The sequence below is a fragment of the Desulforapulum autotrophicum HRM2 genome, from assembly GCF_000020365.1.
GTDB lineage: Bacteria > Desulfobacterota > Desulfobacteria > Desulfobacterales > Desulfobacteraceae > Desulforapulum > Desulforapulum autotrophicum.
This window is the reverse complement of record NC_012108.1, coordinates 4,617,416-4,634,473: the sequence shown is the minus strand read 5'-3', so window position 1 is coordinate 4,634,473 and position 17,058 is coordinate 4,617,416. Positions and strand designations below refer to the sequence as shown.

16 protein-coding genes are annotated in these 17,058 nt (G+C 50.8%); 6 read left to right on the top strand and 10 right to left on the bottom strand.

The genetic code is table 11. The annotated features are described in order from the left end of the window. Positions 1–330 precede the first annotated feature (330 nt). Positions 331–1,563, bottom strand: coding sequence for a phenylacetate--CoA ligase family protein (locus HRM2_RS20365; protein WP_015905917.1), 1,233 nt, complete (start codon positions 1,561–1,563; stop codon positions 331–333). Then, a complete protein-coding gene (locus HRM2_RS20360) occupies positions 1,560–2,306 on the bottom strand; it encodes an ABC transporter ATP-binding protein (protein ID WP_015905916.1) in 747 nt (248 codons plus the stop codon). The genes HRM2_RS20365 and HRM2_RS20360 overlap by 4 nt, the downstream gene beginning before the upstream one ends. Before the next feature lie 269 nt (positions 2,307–2,575). On the opposite strand from HRM2_RS20360, the gene HRM2_RS20355 reads away from it, so the two are divergent. From HRM2_RS20355 to HRM2_RS25570, 3 genes are read left to right on the top strand one after another with little or no spacing between them, the layout of a single operon-like run. Then, a complete protein-coding gene (locus tag HRM2_RS20355) occupies positions 2,576–3,181 on the top strand; it encodes a hypothetical protein (RefSeq protein ID WP_015905915.1) in 606 nt (201 codons plus the stop codon). 37 nt (positions 3,182–3,218) lie between these two features. After that, positions 3,219–4,085, top strand: coding sequence for a hypothetical protein (locus tag HRM2_RS20350; protein ID WP_015905914.1), 867 nt, complete (start codon positions 3,219–3,221; stop codon positions 4,083–4,085). Between the two features lies 1 nt (position 4,086). Next, on the top strand, positions 4,087–4,458 hold the full coding sequence (locus HRM2_RS25570; protein ID WP_015905913.1) for a PqqD family protein: 372 nt from the start codon (positions 4,087–4,089) through the stop codon (positions 4,456–4,458). A gap of 18 nt (positions 4,459–4,476) precedes the next feature. Here HRM2_RS25570 and HRM2_RS20340 read toward each other — a convergent pair whose 3' ends face one another. The 6 genes from HRM2_RS20340 to HRM2_RS27825 form a co-directional block, all read right to left on the bottom strand. Continuing rightward, the gene (locus HRM2_RS20340) at positions 4,477–4,818 is read right to left on the bottom strand and encodes an STAS domain-containing protein (RefSeq protein ID WP_015905912.1); all 342 of its coding nucleotides are present in this window, start codon (positions 4,816–4,818) and stop codon (positions 4,477–4,479) included. A 16-nt stretch (positions 4,819–4,834) separates the two neighbouring features. Next, on the bottom strand, positions 4,835–5,290 hold the full coding sequence (locus HRM2_RS20335; RefSeq protein ID WP_015905911.1) for an ATP-binding protein: 456 nt from the start codon (positions 5,288–5,290) through the stop codon (positions 4,835–4,837). 13 nt (positions 5,291–5,303) lie between these two features. Next, the gene (locus HRM2_RS20330; protein ID WP_015905910.1) at positions 5,304–5,825 is read right to left on the bottom strand and encodes a Crp/Fnr family transcriptional regulator; all 522 of its coding nucleotides are present in this window, start codon (positions 5,823–5,825) and stop codon (positions 5,304–5,306) included. Continuing rightward, complete coding sequence (locus HRM2_RS20325) at positions 5,803–8,313, bottom strand: ATP-binding cassette domain-containing protein (protein WP_015905909.1); 2,511 nt, start codon at positions 8,311–8,313, stop codon at positions 5,803–5,805. The genes HRM2_RS20330 and HRM2_RS20325 overlap by 23 nt, the downstream gene beginning before the upstream one ends. Positions 8,314–8,343: 30 nt before the next feature. Continuing rightward, positions 8,344–9,813, bottom strand: coding sequence for a PP2C family protein-serine/threonine phosphatase (locus tag HRM2_RS25565; protein WP_015905908.1), 1,470 nt, complete (start codon positions 9,811–9,813; stop codon positions 8,344–8,346). Between the two features lie 197 nt (positions 9,814–10,010). Further along, the gene (locus tag HRM2_RS27825; protein WP_232364086.1) at positions 10,011–10,181 is read right to left on the bottom strand and encodes a hypothetical protein; all 171 of its coding nucleotides are present in this window, start codon (positions 10,179–10,181) and stop codon (positions 10,011–10,013) included. 219 nt (positions 10,182–10,400) lie between these two features. On the opposite strand from HRM2_RS27825, the gene HRM2_RS20315 reads away from it, so the two are divergent. The 3 genes from HRM2_RS20315 to HRM2_RS20305 all read left to right on the top strand — a co-directional run bounded on the left by HRM2_RS20315 (position 10,401) and on the right by HRM2_RS20305 (position 15,169). Beyond that, positions 10,401–12,317, top strand: a complete 1,917-nt coding sequence (locus HRM2_RS20315) for a phosphoenolpyruvate carboxykinase (GTP) (RefSeq protein WP_015905906.1) — start codon at positions 10,401–10,403, stop codon at positions 12,315–12,317. Between the two features lie 200 nt (positions 12,318–12,517). Continuing rightward, a complete protein-coding gene (locus HRM2_RS20310; protein WP_015905905.1) occupies positions 12,518–14,104 on the top strand; it encodes a GAF and HD-GYP domain-containing protein in 1,587 nt (528 codons plus the stop codon). 126 nt (positions 14,105–14,230) lie between these two features. Further along, on the top strand, positions 14,231–15,169 hold the full coding sequence (locus HRM2_RS20305; protein ID WP_015905904.1) for a DMT family transporter: 939 nt from the start codon (positions 14,231–14,233) through the stop codon (positions 15,167–15,169). 76 nt (positions 15,170–15,245) lie between these two features. On the opposite strand, the gene nifS is transcribed toward HRM2_RS20305, so the two are convergent. Both nifS and nifU read right to left on the bottom strand, forming a co-directional pair. Beyond that, positions 15,246–16,403: a cysteine desulfurase NifS gene (nifS, locus tag HRM2_RS20300; RefSeq protein WP_015905903.1), complete on the bottom strand. Its 1,158-nt coding sequence runs from the start codon at positions 16,401–16,403 to the stop codon at positions 15,246–15,248. A gap of 17 nt (positions 16,404–16,420) precedes the next feature. Further along, complete coding sequence (gene nifU / locus HRM2_RS20295; protein WP_015905902.1) at positions 16,421–16,984, bottom strand: Fe-S cluster assembly protein NifU; 564 nt, start codon at positions 16,982–16,984, stop codon at positions 16,421–16,423. Positions 16,985–17,058 lie beyond the last annotated feature (74 nt).

The window sequence follows — 17,058 nt, the reverse complement described above, 5'->3', positions numbered from 1 at the left end:
ATTAGGTTTAGTTGAGGATTCGGTTTGAGATTGATCTTTTGCTTTTGTCCAAAAAACAGGTGTCCATCACAGATGCCGATGACCGGGGCGGCGCCATTATTCAAGGCATGGAGTCCATTGAACCGGATTACACAAACCACCACTCGACTGGCCAAAATGAACCTGGCAGTCCATGGCCTGGAGGGAAATATAGCAGGGGGGAGCATTAAGCTATTATGATGACCCCCACGCAGATCTTATGGGTAATGTGGATTTCTATCTGCCCATTGGCTGTAATGGGGACAGGTATGGTCTTTTGGGTTTTATCACCATCGTTTATGATCTTTTTTATTACAGCTTCTGCATCAAACGGATTTTAACGGGCACGCCCACCTGTTCGGCCAGGGCCGTTTCCGTGCCGCTGATCAGTTTTTCCAGTTCCTTGATCTCGTCGGAAAAAAGCGCGTCGTCCATGGCAAGGCAAATGGCCAGGGTCTCGGTGCCGTCCCTGCGGATCCGGTCGATGGCGCAGTCGGGGCATGCCATCTTCAGGGCCGTTTGCAGATAGATCTTTACCTGGTCCTGGGAGACCTTGATGCCCGAGATGATGATCATGTTGTCGGTCCGTTCCTTGAGCCACTCGATTTTCAGCAGGGGCGAGTGGCAGCCGCAGGGTTCGGTCAGGAAACGGGCCACATCTCCCGTGCGGAACCGGATCAGGGGAAAGGCCCGGGCAGACAGGGTGGTCAGTACAAGTTCCCCCTTTTGTCCCACAGGAACCGGGGTCCCCGTTTCCGGATCAATGATTTCAGGCAGGATGTGGTCGTCGTTGATGTGAAGTCCGCAGTGGCTGCCGCACTCATGGGCAATGGCCGGACCCGGGATTTCGCTCAGGCCGTAGTGGCGCCAAACGTCCACATGGAGACGCTGTTCAAGGTCAGTCACGGCATTTTTACCCACGGGCTCTCCCACCAGGATGACCCGTTTCAGGGTCAGCTCGTTGGGGTTGTGCTCCCGGTCAAACATATGGTCCACGAGCTGTTCGGCAAAGGCGGGGGTGGTGATCAGGGTGGTGGTCTTGTAATCCCTCAGTACCATGAGGGTCTTGGCAAGGGAGAGGGGGGAGTTGGGAATCACACCGGCACCCATGGCCTCGCCGCCGTCCTTGTAATCCCGGCCCCAGTTGGCAAGCCCCGGTGGCAGATGGATCTGGATGATATCCAGATTGGTCACCCCGGCCGTCTCAAGGCTTCGGACCACAAGTTTTTTCCACACGAGCAGATCGGTTCGGGTGTAGCCGCTGATGGACGGGCTGGCTCCTGTTCCCGGTGCTGTGTGAATGCGCACAATGTCCCGCAGGGGAACGGCAAATAACCCATAGGGATAGTGGGTACCAAGATGGGTGCGGTCCATCAGGGGCAGTTTTTTCAGATCCTTTAACGAGACGATCTGCTCGGGAAGAAGCTGCCGTTCCAGGAATCGGTTGCGATGGAACGGGACATTCTTAAAGGCCCGGTTTAAGGTACTCTGGAGCCGCTCAAGTTTGAGTTGATCCTTTTCTTCAACAGTCATGTCAAGCATCATCCATCCCTCCCGTCACAAAAATCACCATAGTCCTGGCCAAGGTAGGCCCGTTTCACATCGTCATCCACCAGAAGTTCTTCACCACTGCCCTGGAGCACCATTTTTCCGGTTTCCAGCACATATCCCCGGTCGGCAATTTTCAAGGCGGCCCTGGCGTTCTGCTCGACCAGAAGGATGGTAACCCCCTGATCCCTCAGGGTTGTGATTACCTTGAAAATCATGGTCACAATTTTAGGTGCTAGCCCCATGGATGGTTCATCGAGCACAAGGAGCCTGGGTCTTGCCATCAATGCCCTGCCAATGGCTACCATCTGCTGCTCGCCGCCGGACAGGGTGCCTGCCGCCTGCCTGGCCCGTTCCCTCAGAATGGGAAACATTTCCAACACCATTTCAAGATCTTCCTGTATCTCTTGTTTCAATCCCCTGTGGTATCGGGTGTAGGCCCCCATTTTCAGGTTGTCCAGGACGCTCAACGGCGAAAAAATCTGCCGGCCTTCGGGAACCATGCTGATGCCGGCCCGGACAATGGCCGGGGGGGACATTCCCCGGATGTTTTTTTTCTGAAACTCAATTTCGCCTTCCCAGGTTTTCAAAAGACCGCAAACGGCAAGCAGCAGGGAGCTTTTTCCCGCACCATTGCCACCTATGATGGAAATTAACTCTCCCTGTTTGACCGAAAGGCTTACCCCGTGAACAGCCATGATGCTGCCATAGCTGCATTTTAAATTTTTAATTTTCAACATCTCTATTTTCCTGGCATTCCCGGACTTGTTTTCAATATCTGTTTGTAATTTTTTTCAATCAACTATACACGTAAATCCATAAAAAACAATGGGCTTCTCTTGATACAAGTCCTCCCTGCAATCCCGGAGCTGTCCCATGGATTTCCCTGGACCGGTTCTGTCCGGGATTGTACTTGATGTTGATCCTGGTATGGGTTATTCTGAAGGACCTGGTAACTTTTGCCTGTCGGTAATGGATTTGTCTGAACCCCAAGCCATGGAGGGGAAAAATGAAGTATTTGTTTTTTGTTGTATGCACCTTTGTGATGATTGTCTGGTCCGTTCCCGCAACGGCTGCCTTTCCCATTCATCTTGGTGGTTTTGTCCTGGGAGATGATGTTTCCGCATACAAGGACAAGGTGGAGATGGAATCATGTAAAACCCTGCGGTACATGGATTACATTGAAGAAGGTGAGATAATCAGCCTGCCGGGATTTAAGAGTGGACTTATTGCCTATGGCACCTGTGACCGACCCAATAAGATTCTCCGGATTAAACTCAAGTACCAGGATGGCTCCAAGGAGTTTTTCAATACAATAAAGGGCCGATTTGAACGAAGCTTTGGCGCACCTGACGAATATCTTGGGGACCCGTTCCAGATTCTTATTGGCTGGAAATGGTCGTTTAAGGATGTCAATGGGGATCGGATCAGTCTGGTTCTCCAGCACAACAGCATGAATCCCGAGGAAAAAATTGGAAATGCTGTAAAACTGAGCCTTACGAGCCAGATGGAACGAGAGAGGATCTGTTTTGAGGCAAAACAACCTGCGGAGCCCCCCCCGGTCAACAGGACAATAATGGATCAGGCCATGTGGCGCCTCTTTGTACCCTATTGAATCAAACCGGATCAAATGGTTTCAGGAAAACAAGGCCTTGACCGTTGCGTTTAAACATATTGCCTGGAACGGCATCTCCCTGGACCTGCCAATGGACTGGCAGGTGGCAACCCTAGGCGTTGATCATCTTTTTCTGGAAGACAACAATGGGCCTGCCCTTGAAATCACCTGGGCCGGAAAATTTCAACCGGGCCGCCTTGAAGTCCTGATGGCCCGGTTTGTTCTTCGCGCTCAACAGCGGTTCTCCATGGCCGTAGTTCCCCTGACTTTGCCCCTGGACCGTGTAACCCTTGGCGCTGAAATGGACCTTGCCTGGTTCTCCTGGGCCGCCCACCCGTCCCGGGGAAAGGGAGTTCTCATGGGGTGCAGTCAATGCCGGCGGCTGTTCATCCTTCGTTTTTTTACAGGTGTTGAAAACCTGTCCGACTCCCTGGTGGAAAAGGTGGTTTTCTCGTTTAAAGAGAACTGTGGCAAAGGGCCGGGACACTGGAAACTGTTTGGTCTTGAACTTACGACTCCTGACGGGTTTAAACTGTCAAATTATTCGTTCAGGCCCGGGTCTTTCATGATGGATTTCAAGGCCCGGTTCCAAAGCCTGACAGCCTATTCCTGGGGGCCTGCCGCTTTTCTCCTCTTGACGGACAACCTGGAAGCCTTTGCACGAAAAAGGGTGGATCTGCCGGACATAGCGCCCAGGGAAGAAAGATGTGACCACGACCCTTTTCTGGCCTGGGATTGGGAGGGGGTTGCCTGGCCCCTTGTTTTTCTGCGGCAAAGGCAGGCATTCAGAGTCCATCATAACCGGAGAAACAACAGAATTATCGGGCTTAGATCCAGATCCAGGGGCCGTTATGGTGCTGTCCCATGGAATCTGGAGCGTCTGATGAAAGGATGTCTGGATTAAGATGTCGTCAAGACCCAAAACCCCCTTGAACCGTTACGATGCCCTTGCCTGTGTTCCGGTCAAAAGCGTGGCAGTTGAAGAGCACGCAGCAGAAGACGGCACCCTTGTTCTTTCCTATCCCTTTGGCTACCGTCCAATGTTCCAGAAAATAAGGCGGCTTGTGGGCCGTAACCCATCGTCTGGGTTTACCCGGAAGGTTGAGCTTGACCTCCTCGGGGTCGGGGTATGGCACCTGATAGATGGTAAAACCAATGTGCGCACCATCATTCAGCGGTTTGCCCGGGCCCATGCCCTTGATCTAAAGGAGGCTGAGGTGTCTGTCACCCTTTTTCTTCGATCCCTTGGCAAAAAGGGGCTGATCGGCATGCGGTGACAAAATACTGGAGAAATTTTAGGTTTTTTCCCATGAGGCGATCGCCTTTTCCCGGGTTGGTTCAAGGGTGAGGTAGGTGTCAAAGCCCGCTATTTCAAACACTTCCTGGACATAGTCCTGGAGGGTGCAGAGCACAAGCTTGCCCTGGGTGTGTTCCAGTTTTTTCATGGTCTTGAGGATGACCCGGATGCCCGCGCTTGAGATGTACTCCAGGCCTTCAAAATCAATCACCATGCGGGTTGAGCCCTTGTCAAGGCACAGGTTGAGTTGCTCTTCAAGCAGGGGAGAGGTGTTTGAATCGAGTCGGCCTTTGACTTTGAAGACCTCAATCTGGTCCTGTCGTTCCTGGATAATTTCCATGGTATAGGTCCTCTGTTTAGTGTTTTTGACGTTTAGGTTCAATGCCTGCTGGGTCCGTTAGTCGTTTCTTAAGGATCATGATATTTTTATCTTTTTCCCGCCGATAGGAGCAGGTGTCTATGAAATGTTTGACAAAGTGTACCCCAAGCCCGCCGACCAGGCGTTGTTCAAGGGCACATCCCGTGTCCGGGCAGGGCACACCTGTGGGGTCAAAGGCCTTGCCGTCATCTTCAAATCGAATGGTCAACAGGTCCTTTTGGAAGGTGAGGATGATCTCTATGTCATGCTCTCTTTTGTCGGTAAATCCGTGGTTGACGATGTTGGTGAAAATTTCTTCAAGGACCAGCTGGATCTCACAGCGTTTTTTCCGTGAAAGGTTGATCTCGGAGTCAAGGGTGTCAATTGCCCGGCAAAGGACTGGAAGTTCTTCCAGGTGGTTTTTGACCCGTATGGGAAGTGTAAACGCTTCCATGTCTTTCTCCTTTCTAAATGAGGCTGGCACCAAAAAAATCCTTGATGTCGGCATTTTCCTTTTTGTAATGTTCAATGCTCTGCCCCTCTACTTCGTTGATTCTTTTGGCAATGGCCTTGACCATTTGCAGGCTGAGTTCAGGAAATTTTTCCATGACCATGGAAAATTTCTCCCGGGTCATGACAATGACCGTGAGATCCTTTGCAGCCCTCAGGGAAAATAGCCTTGGCAGGGGAGAGAACATGGAAAGTCCCCCCAGAAAATGATCCTGGGGGTAGTTCCTGACAATGGATGATTTATCCTTATTGTCCAGCACAAGGTCTGCGCTTCCTTCCATAATGTAATAGGAACAACCGTCGTCGTCCCCGGTCCTGAAAACATATTCTCCCTGTCTGTAACTCTCCCGGGTTGCGAGATAGGCAAATAGTTTCAGGGCCTCCTGGGGCAGGGATGAGAAAAGATGAGCCTGTCTCAGGATGGACAGATTTGCGATAAATTCGCTCGTGTTCTGGCTAGTGTCTGTTGATGAGTTCATACAGGTTTCCCTTTTTTTCAACAAGTTCATCATAGCTGCCCATCTCAATAATTTTACCCGACTTCATAAAGGCAATCTTGTCGTAATCCATGAGGTTGTCAAGTCTGTGAACAACTGCAATCAAGGTGGTTTTTCCCCTGAGCCTGCCGGCCAGCACGTTCTGTATACGTTTTTGAGAATGGTTGTCCAGGGCTGAGGTTGCCTCGTCCATAATTAGGATGGGCGCTGATTTGAGAAATGCCCGGGCAATGGCAAGCTTCTGCTGTTGACCGCCTGACAGTCGATTACCGTTTGTCCCCACTTTAAATTTCATGCCTGTTTCTATGATCCGTTCCAGGAGATCCTCGGCAACCAGGAGATGGACAATGGACTGGTTGATTCTTTCCTGGACGTTGGCGCTTGAACTCTTGGTCCGGCCGAACAGGATATTGTTGAGGATGGTCTGGGAGTAGATATAGTCTTCCTGGCCGAAAAACGAGATGGGGTCATTGTCTGTCTCACGTATCCGTTCCCGGAACATGTGACGTCCTTCCAGGATCAGGCTTTTCAGAAAATCGGGCATCAGGGCCGTCTTGTGCCGTCCCGGGGAAAAGCGAAGGGCCAGGGTCAGAAGTAATGATTGCTGGTTGTTTGTGAGCTGGTGAAGGTTTTTTCCCTTGATTCTCTGCACAAGGTCGCTGTAGCGGTCAAACTCGCCGGGCATGATGGGGCTCTGGGCAAAAAAAAGTGCCTCATCCGGGATGTTTTTCAGGATGTCCACCGTCTGCTCAGCAAGATTTATTGCCAAAGAGAGCAACGGTCGCAACAGGTCGGCATCGTTGAGGAAGGTCATGAAAAAGGTGTTTTTGACCAGGTTATCAGCGTTAAACGCGGTGGTTCGGGCGGTGCCGAAAATGATGTTGTCGCCCACGCTCGAGTGGTTCAGGTATTGTTCGTCGTTGTAGAACTCCACCCATTCGCTCATCTCCTGCCCGAAGTCTGCCTGGAAGTTTTTTCGCACCTGGATGATCGTTGAGGCAAGGGTCGTGTCGTTTCGGTCTATGATGGTGGTCAGTCCAAACTTCAACACATCCACAAACATACCCGATTGCTGAAGCACGTAAATAAGGTCGTCCAGGGTCGGATCGAATTTTTCGGCAAGGAATCCTTCCTGGCCGTGGATGGCTGCATGGGCGTATTCGAGGTTTTCCCGGATGGTCCCGTTAAAGATAAAGGGGGCCTGGGAGACAAGTCCCAGGGTGCAGACCATGTCGGCCCGGGTAAGATCCCGGATTTCTTCTCCCCCGATTGCGGCCCTGCCTGAGGTGTAGTTCAGCAGCTGGGCAAGGCACATGGCAAGTGTGCTCTTTCCTGAGCCGGAAAATCCAACCAGGGCAAGGTGTTCACCTGGTTTAAGGGCGAGGGTCACGCCTTCTATGAGTTTGATTCCTTCTGCAGTCTCCAGGGTGAGGTTCTCAGTCTCAATGGCGGGCAAGAGTTTCAGGGGTTCCCTGCCGGGGGGGAGCATCAGATGTTCGATGGGAACGTCATAGAATCCCATGGTTTTGTAATAGGTGACTGAGCCGTCCTGGTACACCTGGTAGAATTCCACAAGTTCTTTCCATGGGTCGTAAAGCTTTTCCTGGGCCGAGAGAAAGGCCACAAGGGCGCCTAACTCAAGCTCTCCCCGGATGGTGAGATAGCCGCCAAGGACAAAGATGATAACCGGTCCCAGGCTGGTGCCAAAATTGTTGACCACCTTGACCCCGGATTTGAGCAGACTCCACCGCACCCGGATGGTTCTCAAGGCATTCACGAGGCGGGTAAAGTTTCGGTTGGCAAGGGCAAATCCGCCGTTGGCCTGGACCTCGTGGAGTCCTGAAATGGCCTCGACAATGGTTGAGGAAACCTGCCTTGACAGGTTGATACGTCGCCTGTTTTCCCGATTGACCCGGCCCTGGAGAAGGGGAATCACAACCACCATCAAGGGATAGATGACAAATGAGATGCCGGCCAGCAAGGGGTTGAGCCGGAACAGGTAGATGGCAAAGGCAACGAGGGTCAGGATGTTGGTCAGGGGGATGGCAACGGCCATGCCGATGTAGTTTCCGGGAAGGGTGAGCTCGTTGACCAGCGAGTTGACCACGGTCCCGGGCTGGGTGCCCCGGAAAAAACCCAGGGGCATGGTCAGGATGTGATCGAACAGGGCCGATCGCATACCCGCCGTTGCCCGTTCGCTGATAACGGCCTGGATGATGTTGATGAAAAATTTCAGTAGCGAGGCTGTCATCACCGATACGAAATAGAGGGTGCAGTAAATGCCAAGAAGTTTGAGCTGTTTGAGATATATGGCCTCGTTCACGATCCGTTTCTGCATTTCAAGGGGGATGACCCTTGTAACAACGGTAACAAGGATGATAACGACCAGCAGCACCTGGAGCAGGGTGTTTCCGTCAAATACCCATGAGCCAAGGGTTCGTTTCACAACTGATTGTTTTTGTCTGTCCATGGGTAATGTTTTGTTCTCCTGCCATGCCGGTTAGCGTAGTTTGATGATGACGATGGTGACATCGTCTTCCACTGGCTCAACTTTACTAAATCGCTCGATGTCATTGATGAGCTGTTGCGTGATGGTCTGTGCCGACTTTTCCCTGTTGGCTTGGATCACCTGCTGCATCCTGTCGGTCCCATACATTTCACCGTTTTTATTCCTTGACTCTTTAAGCCCGTCCGAGAATATCAACAGAATGGCACCGGGCTTCCAGCCGGTGATATCGTAGGCTTTTGAACGCATGTTTTTGTCCACCCCAAGGGCCATGCCCTCGCCCTTGAGGGGACTGAAATCAGCCGTTTCAGGGTCGAACAGCAAGGCAGGTTCATGGCCGGCCCTTACCCATTTAAGGGTGTGCCGGACCGGGTCTATTTCAAGGAAAAAAAGGGTGGTGAACCGTCCCGTGTCCCGGGTGTCCCGGGTGAGATGGCGGTTGACGGTATCCACAAGCAGGGCTGGTCCCTGGTAGGATTCCGTGGCAAACCGCATACAGGCCCGGGCCGTTGTCATGTAAAGGGCTGCCCCCACCCCGTGGCCTGCTGAGTCGGTGACGGCAATGCCGAGGCGGCCATCTGGAAGTGTTAAATAGTCGAAACAGTCTCCCCCCACCTCCTGGCAGTAGATAATGGCACCTGCAATGTCCACTCCGGGGCAGATGGGCGGGGACTGGGGCAGCATGTTTTTTTGCACCTCGGTTGCCAGTCTCAGGGTGGTGAGTATCCGGATGCGGTCCCTGAGCGAAAGGATCATCCGGTTGGTGTATCCTGCAATGGCACCAAATTCGTCGTTGGTTGCAACGGGTACAAACCGGGAAAGATCCCCGTCTGTAACGGCTTTGAGGATGCTGGTTTCCGTGTCAAACAGCAGTTTCAGGTTCCTTGAGTAGGACAAAAGAATGTTCACCACCATGACAAGGAGCAGGACCATGATGAATGAGATTTCCTTGAAAATGGTCTGGGTGGTGATGGAGATGAGAGTGGCCATCTGACCATTGTCCATGCTTTCAATCCAGGCAAGATCCCTTGAGATGATGAGGATGATGACCAACATGACGTACACAAAGGTCATGAGGGCCACCATGAAAAAGGTCCGGGTCATGGGGCGGAGGGTGCCCTCGATTATGGCGGGCAGGGGAGAGGCGATCCGCTGTTCTATTCTCCTCCTGGAACGTTCAAGGGAGAGGTCAAGGGCTATGAAAAATCCAAAGGCAAGAAAGCCAATCAGGAACATGCTGCCTGAAGCATAGTCTATGTGGTAGAAGGTCTTGTTGGCAATGATGGCGATGAGACCGGCCAGTGTAAAGAGAACATACTCAACGATGAACTGGCGCAGGGTCTGATCTTGGAGGGGGGCTGCCTCAACATAGCGTTCCAGCACAGGCCTTCGAAGTGCAAGGGAAATGAAAAGGGAAACGACAATGGTTGCCCCCAGCTCCACGGAGGGCATGGCTTCTAACATGGGTCAGACTTCACCGCCGTAGAATCCCAGTGCCAGGGCTGCAAAGATATAATGGACCATGATCCGCATGGGGGTATCTCTCCTTAAATCATCGGGTACAAATGGATCTAAATCGTTTCTGATTTGTGAACGATCCTTGAGAATGGGTTACAATAGCACATCTCCCGGGCCATGACCATTTTAATTGCAGGGGCGTTTTACCTTGGGCCATGCATGGGGATAACGCCTTTGTCTATTTTACTGATTCTTCGATGAAAAAAGACCCCGGTAGGCCCTGTGGCTGTTGGATGCCACCCTTGCCGGACAATTTTTAGCTGTTCGTTGAGAACGTCCACCTGGTTTTGAATCACCCGGTGAAACAACGGCATTGGGGAGTGCGGCGATTATGGTTTTATTCCATGGTGTTTCCATGGGAAAAAAAGTTCTGTTTGAGGCATTTGGCTCTTTTTTGTGAAACTGTTTGATTTTTAGTTTTAAAATGTTAAAAGAACAGACAATTAATAATGGGCGAATGTTAAAAATGAGAGGCTGGATAGTATTGTTCAGGCGCTCTTTATAAAAAAAGGATAAGGAGTCAAAAAGGAGAGATGGCTAATAAAAAAGTCGGATGCGATATTTCGTGCGAACTTGGTAAAGTTGATTCCAGTGAAAAAATTGATGCAATTTTCTCCAGGTACATGGATGATAAAAATCTTTTAAAGATCGCTCTTCAGACCAACTTTGACGTGAGAAAAAAGATCGCCAATGCCATTGCCATCTGCAAGCCAAAGGCGGCTTTTATCAATACGGGTACGCCTGAGGACCGTGCATTCATCCGGAAGCTCGCCCTTGAAAAGGGTGAGGAAAGTCCCCTTGCCATGGCAAACCATACCATCCATTTTGACCTTGAACAAGAACAGGGTCGGATCCTGGACAGGACCTTTTACATCGTAGATGAGTGGGAGGATGTATCTTCCCTTGCCAAACGAATGGATCGGAAGACGGCCCTTGCGGATGTTGGCTCCAACATGGACGGCATCATGGCCGACATGACCATGATCGTAGGGTTTTATATGCGTGGACCTGTGGGGGCGCCCATGGCCAATCCGGCCCTGGAGATTACAAGTTCGGCCTATGTGGCCCACAGTGCTGAAATCCTCTATCGAAATGCCTTCAACGATTTCAATAAAGAGGTTGATCGCCTGGGCTATTTCTTTACCAATATTCACAGTGAAGGGTTGAACCGTGCCGAAGATCTCCCCCAGGCAAGGGTGTTCATGGACCGGAGCTATCTCACCACCTATGCGTATAAATGTACCTATGCAGGCAATACCCTGATGCTTAAAAAGGGAAACCATCGGTTTGCAGTGGACAAGGCTGTTTATAAAAACCGGGGGTTTGAGATGTCCGAGCATATGTTTATCACTGGTATCAACGGGCCGGGCAACAGGATTACCTGGTGTGCAGGGGCTGCCCCTTCAGGGTGCGGAAAGACGACAACGGCCATGGCTGGCAACCATTTTGTGGGTGACGATCTTGCCCAGATGTGGATCGCCCCGGACGGCACCATCCGATCCATCAATCCCGAGTGCGGCATCTTTGGCATTGTAGAGGATGTGAACTGGGATGGTGATCCCATGCTCATGGAAAATTTAAGAAAACCCGGTACAGAGGTGATCTGGTCCAATGTGCTGGTGGACGACCAGGGCATTCCCCACTGGGAGGGCAACGGCGAAGAACCACCGGTTTCGGGTACCAATTTCCAAGGGCCCTGGTACCAGGGAATGACCAATGACAATGGAAAACCCGTTCCCATCTCCCATCCCAACTCCCGGTGTACCCTTGCCTCCACGGCCCTTGCCAACTACTGTCCGGAGGCGGAAAACCCGGCCGGTGTTGAGACACGGATCTTCACCTATAGCGGCAGGGACAGCGACACCATGCCCCCTGTGTGGGTGGCAAAGGATTCCGATGCAGGCGTTGTTATCGGGGCCTGCATTGTGTCGGCGGCAACGGCCACGGAAGTGGGGGCCAAGGGCGTAAAACGTGCACCCTGGGCCAATGCACCGTTCATTCCCGGCGCCCTTGGGGATTACATGGCGGCCCAGTTTGATTTTTTTGGTAATCCGGCCATTGCCGGCAATAAACAACCGATCATGGCCGGGCTCAATTACTTTCTGACAGATGAAGCCAGGGGGGGGACCACCAAAAAACTCCTGGGTGAAAAGCGGGATGTCAAGGTGTGGCTTGCCTGGCTTGAGCGATATGCCCACAATGAGGTGGAATTTGTACCAACTCCCCTTGGCAACCTTCCCTGCTACGAGGACTTGAAGCGCCTGTTCTGGGACCTGCTCGAAAAAGAATATTCTGAAGAGTTGTACCAGCGCCAATTTACCCTCAGCATTGACAATATTATTGCAAGAATTGACCTCCAGGTTGAGGCCTATGCAAAGGAAAAAAACATTCCTGAACGGCTCTTTGAAATCCTTGCCGAGCAGCGTCAGGGGTTGCTTGACATGAAATAAGGATTAAAATCCGGTTTGCTTTGGGCAAGCCGGATTTGTTTGGATAATGAAATGTCTTATGCCTGAATTCTCATTTTAATGTGATTGGTAGTGCCTTTCCGACCGTCAATATTTTGTTGTTACCCTAGCCGTTTAGTTGAAGTGATTTTGGTGTAAATTTTTTCCAATATCCGGGAAAGAACAAAGGAGGGGTGATTCATATGCTTTCTTTTCTTGAAGCCAGCGATACCTCCATTGATGATGTGGGAGCTCATCTCAAAAAAATGGTGGAAATTGGAATTGCTCTTTCTGCTGAAAAAAACATAGATACTCTTTTTGACATGATTGTTGAAGAGGCCAGGGCGCTCGCCATGGCTGATTCCGGTACCCTCTATATCCTTGACAGGGACAGAAATGTTCTCAGTTTTAAAATTCTCCAGAATAATTCCCTGGGGCTTCACCTGAAAAGGACGGAAAACGCTGAGATTCTTTTGCCTGACGTTGATTTATACCATGGGGAATCCCCCAATTATGAAAATGCCTCGTCCTTTGCTGCCCTTCAAGGAAAAATTCTTAATATTCCAGATGTCTATGCTTCAACCACCTTTGATTTCACAGGCCCCATGAAATATGACAGCGTTACCGGGTATCGATCCCAGTCGATGCTTGTCATTCCCATGAAAAATCATGAGAATGAGGTGATCGGGGTATTGCAACTTTTAAACGCCCAGGAGGTTGAATCCGGTCGAGTGGTTCCCTTTGGAGACAGATGTGTTAGTCTGGTTGAGGCCCTTGCCTCCCAGGCCGCCGTGGCCCTTACCAATCGACAGTTGATTCAGGAAATAAAAAAGCTTTTTTATTCGTTTATCGAAACCATTGCCGGTGCCATTGACGAGAAATCGCCCAATACGGGCGATCACATCAAGCGGGTGGTGAAGATAACCATGGCGCTTGCCATGGCCGTAAACGAGTCAAACCAGGGACTCTTTAAAGAACACTTTTTTGATGATGAAGAAATGGAGGAGTTGCGGCTGTCAGCCTGGATGCATGATGTGGGCAAGATCACCACTCCCGAATATGTCATGGATAAATCGACCCGGCTGGAATCAAAATTTGATCGCATTCACCTTATCGAAACCCGGTTTTCCCTCATTGCCGAAATCGTTGAAAAACAATATTTAGAAAAACAGGTGAAGCTGCTTCAGTCCCGGGAAACCAGCAGTGACATTTTTTTGGAGCTTGAGAAGGCCAGAAAGGAGAACCTCTCTTCCATCCATGAAGATCTGGCGTTTATCAAAACATGTCATAGGGCCGAATTCGTGAATGATAAAATGATCCACCGCCTTAATAAAATAGCAGAAAAACAATATATTGTATCGGGAAAGATCCAACCCTTTCTGGACCCCTGGGAGCTTGAGAATTTATCTATTCAGAAAGGATCGCTCAATGAAACAGAGCGGCACATTATCGAAAATCATGCCACCATGACCCTGAAAATGCTCTCTTGTCTTCCTTTTCCAAAAAATCTTTCCCGGGTGACTGATTTCGCAGCAAGCCACCATGAACGGTTGAACGGTACCGGGTATCCTAGAAAGCTTAAAGGCGATGCCCTCCCGCTTCAGGCACGGATTATTGCCATTGCAGACATATTTGAAGCCTTGAGTGCCAGGGACAGGCCCTATCGGAAGAGGATGGAAATTTCCCATATTTTTGAAATTATGGGAAAGATGAAGGAGAACGGACATATTGACCCGGACCTTTTTGACCTTTTTGTCAGATCTGATATCGGTAAGAAAGTAAAACTCTGAACCAGGTACCCCCAAAAACAATTTTTCTTGACAGAAGAGCAGATATCCGTATTATCTTAGTTTTTTTCATGCTGGTGGGTTGAACCGGTTCAAATTCCGGTGTGAATTGCAAAACTAAGGAATATTATGGTTAGCAAAGAAGATTGCCTGGTGCACCTCAAAACCGTCACATCCAGTTTAAAAACAGATGATTCCGCCACACAGGGATATCTCTATATCGCTTGTGCCGCCATTTTGTGGGCGTCCGGTGGTGCTGCGTCCAAGGCATTGTTTAATGCCGGTGTCACACCCGAGCACCTTGTTCAGATGCGTTTAACCCTGGCAAGCGCGGTTTTTTTTGTGTGGATGAAACTTGTCTGTCCTGATCGGTTGAAAATCTCCCCCGGGGATCTGCCCTCCTTGATTCTTCTGGGCGTTTTTGGAATCGCAACGGTCCAATACACCTATCTGGTTGCCATAAGTAAAATTAATGTGGCATCGGCAATACTTCTCCAGTATCAGGCCCCGGCTCTGATGGTTGTTTTTTCCGTGTTTGTGCTAAAGGAGAAGATCAGGCTGTTAACCCTGGGCGCCATATTGTTTTCAACCCTGGGGTGCTATCTTGTTGTGGGGGCCTATGACTTGTCGCTTCTTTCCATGAACCGTCTTGGAATGGTTGCCGGTCTTGTTTCTGCATGTGCCTTTGCCTTTTATACCATGTATGGCGAATATTGGATGCAAAGGTACCATGCCATCACCGTCATCTTTTACTCCACCCTGATTGCGGCCATGGCCTGGAACCTTGTGCAACAGCCCCTGGGTGCCTTTGAGCCCGCATATACCTTTCACCAGTGGTTGCTGATCGCCCTTATCGCCATTCCAGGAACGGTTGTGGCGTTCACCCTTTACTTTAAGGGGATCAACATCATACGATCCGCCCGTGCCGGCATAACGGCAACCCTTGAACCCATTGCCGCAGGCGCCATTGCCTATCTGTTCCTCGGTGAGATTCTGGCTCCTTTGCAGATGCTGGGAGGTCTTATCGTGATCGGGGTTGTCATTGTGCTTCAGCTTGATAAAGCATAACCGGGGTCAGGCTTTCCTGACCCCGGTTTTAAGACAGCAGGCCGGTTTGGCCTTGGCCTGTCGTCGGTGTCCGATCTTATTTCTTCCAGAAGGGCGACATATCCCTGAGACGCTTGATTACAGGGGGTAGAACGTTTATAATATGGTCCATCTCCTCCCGGGTGTTGTAGGTGGACAGGGAAAAACGGATGGTGCCGTGGGCCGATTCAAAGGGTACCTTCATGGCCATGAGCACATGGGAGGGATCAAGGGAGCCTGAGGTACAGGCGGAGCCTGATGAGGCGCAGATGCCGGCCTGGTCCATGAGAAGAAGTATGGACTCCCCTTCAACGGCGTCAAATCCAATGCTGAGGGTGTTGGGCAACCGGTTTGATCGCTCGCCATTGACCGATGATGAGGGAATTTTTTCAAGGAGTTCCTTTTCAAGATAATCCCTTAACTCTCTTACGGTTGTGTCCATCTGACCCAGGTGAGCCCGTGCAAGATCGCAGGCCTTGCCAAGGCCGATGATGCCTGCCGTGTTTTCCGTGCCGCCCCGTCGCCCCTTTTCCTGGTGGCCGCCGGTCATGAACGATGAAAATTTCAATCCTTTTTTGACGTAAAGTACGGCAACCCCCTTGGGAGCATGGATTTTATGACCAGATAGGGAGAGCATGTCAACGCCTGCATCCTTGACGTCAATGGGAATTTTACCTGCAGCCTGGACAGCGTCCGTGTGAAAAAGAATACCTTGTTCCTTTGCCTTCCGGGCAACCTCTTGGATGGGAAATATGACACCGGTCTCGTTGTTGGCCCACATCAGGGTAATCAGAGCCGTATCCTTTGACATGCTCCTGTAAAGAATATCCATGTCAAGCCTGCCCTTTGTATCAACCGGAACATAGGTGACGGTGTATCCTTTCTTTTCAAGGAGCTCAAGGGTGTTTTTGATGGCCGGATGCTCCACATTTGAGGTGATGATGTGGCGTTTTTCCGGGTTTGCCTCAAGGGCGGCATGGATGGCGGCATTGTCACTCTCCGTGCCGCAGCTCGTAAAGATGATCTCATCGGGGTCTGCGTTGATGAGTTCTGATACCTTTTCCCTGGCCTGGACAATTGCCCTGCCCACATTCCCGCCAAAAGAGTGCATGCTGGACGGGTTGCCGTAGTATTCGCTCAAATAGGGAAGCATCTCTTCGAGCACCTCGGGTGCAACCCTTGTGGTGGCATTGTTGTCCGTGTATACGATTTTCATCTCATCCCTCCCGTGGTCTAGGCCTTTGCCCGTGCCTCTTCAACGATCTCTTCGATTCTTTCCAGGCAGTTGCCGCATCCGCCACCGGCCTTGAGGTAGCAGGTGACATCTTCGGCCGATTTCAGGTGGTTTTCCTTGACAGCGCTGATGATCTCAAGGTCCGTGACTCCAAAGCATTCGCACACCACATTGCCCGGTTTTTCCATGATCTGGATGCCCCTGTAGGCATTGATCGCTTTTCTCAGGGCATCCTGTCCCATGACCGAACAGTGCATTTTCTCCTTGGGGAGTCCGTCAAGGTAGTCTGCGATGTCGTCGTTGGTGAGTTTTAAGGCATCGTCCAGGGATATTCCCTTGACCATCTCGGTGAGGGCCGACGAAGAGGCAACGGCACTGGCACAGCCAAAAGTCATGAAACTTGCGTCGGTGATCCTGTCATTACCGTTTATTTTGAGGAATAGTTTCAGGGCGTCCCCGCAGGAAAGAGAGCCTGTCTCTCCAACTGCGTCTGGATTTTCCATTGCACCCACGTTCCTGGGATTCAGAAAATGATCTTTGACCTTATTTGAGTATTCCCACATGATTGTCTCCTTTGGTTTTCATTCCACTGGTCTTTTTGTTCAGTCGAAAAATAAAATACCACATTGTGGCAGAT

Excerpts from the sequence above, each read along its gene's own strand:
- HRM2_RS20365 (WP_015905917.1), bottom strand. The coding sequence starts at position 1,563 with ATGATGCTTGACATGACTGTTGAAGAAAAGGATCAACTCAAACTTGAG.
- HRM2_RS20360 (WP_015905916.1), bottom strand. The coding sequence starts at position 2,306 with ATGTTGAAAATTAAAAATTTAAAATGCAGCTATGGCAGCATCATGGCT.
- HRM2_RS20355 (WP_015905915.1), top strand. The coding sequence starts at position 2,576 with ATGAAGTATTTGTTTTTTGTTGTATGCACCTTTGTGATGATTGTCTGG.
- HRM2_RS25570 (WP_015905913.1), top strand. The coding sequence starts at position 4,087 with ATGTCGTCAAGACCCAAAACCCCCTTGAACCGTTACGATGCCCTTGCC.
- HRM2_RS20340 (WP_015905912.1), bottom strand. The coding sequence starts at position 4,818 with ATGGAAATTATCCAGGAACGACAGGACCAGATTGAGGTCTTCAAAGTC.
- HRM2_RS20335 (WP_015905911.1), bottom strand. The coding sequence starts at position 5,290 with ATGGAAGCGTTTACACTTCCCATACGGGTCAAAAACCACCTGGAAGAA.
- HRM2_RS20330 (WP_015905910.1), bottom strand. The coding sequence starts at position 5,825 with ATGAACTCATCAACAGACACTAGCCAGAACACGAGCGAATTTATCGCA.
- HRM2_RS20325 (WP_015905909.1), bottom strand. The coding sequence starts at position 8,313 with ATGGACAGACAAAAACAATCAGTTGTGAAACGAACCCTTGGCTCATGG.
- HRM2_RS25565 (WP_015905908.1), bottom strand. The coding sequence starts at position 9,813 with ATGTTAGAAGCCATGCCCTCCGTGGAGCTGGGGGCAACCATTGTCGTT.
- HRM2_RS27825 (WP_232364086.1), bottom strand. The coding sequence starts at position 10,181 with ATGCCGTTGTTTCACCGGGTGATTCAAAACCAGGTGGACGTTCTCAAC.
- HRM2_RS20315 (WP_015905906.1), top strand. The coding sequence starts at position 10,401 with ATGGCTAATAAAAAAGTCGGATGCGATATTTCGTGCGAACTTGGTAAA.
- HRM2_RS20310 (WP_015905905.1), top strand. The coding sequence starts at position 12,518 with ATGCTTTCTTTTCTTGAAGCCAGCGATACCTCCATTGATGATGTGGGA.
- HRM2_RS20305 (WP_015905904.1), top strand. The coding sequence starts at position 14,231 with ATGGTTAGCAAAGAAGATTGCCTGGTGCACCTCAAAACCGTCACATCC.
- nifS (WP_015905903.1), bottom strand. The coding sequence starts at position 16,403 with ATGAAAATCGTATACACGGACAACAATGCCACCACAAGGGTTGCACCC.
- nifU (WP_015905902.1), bottom strand. The coding sequence starts at position 16,984 with ATGTGGGAATACTCAAATAAGGTCAAAGATCATTTTCTGAATCCCAGG.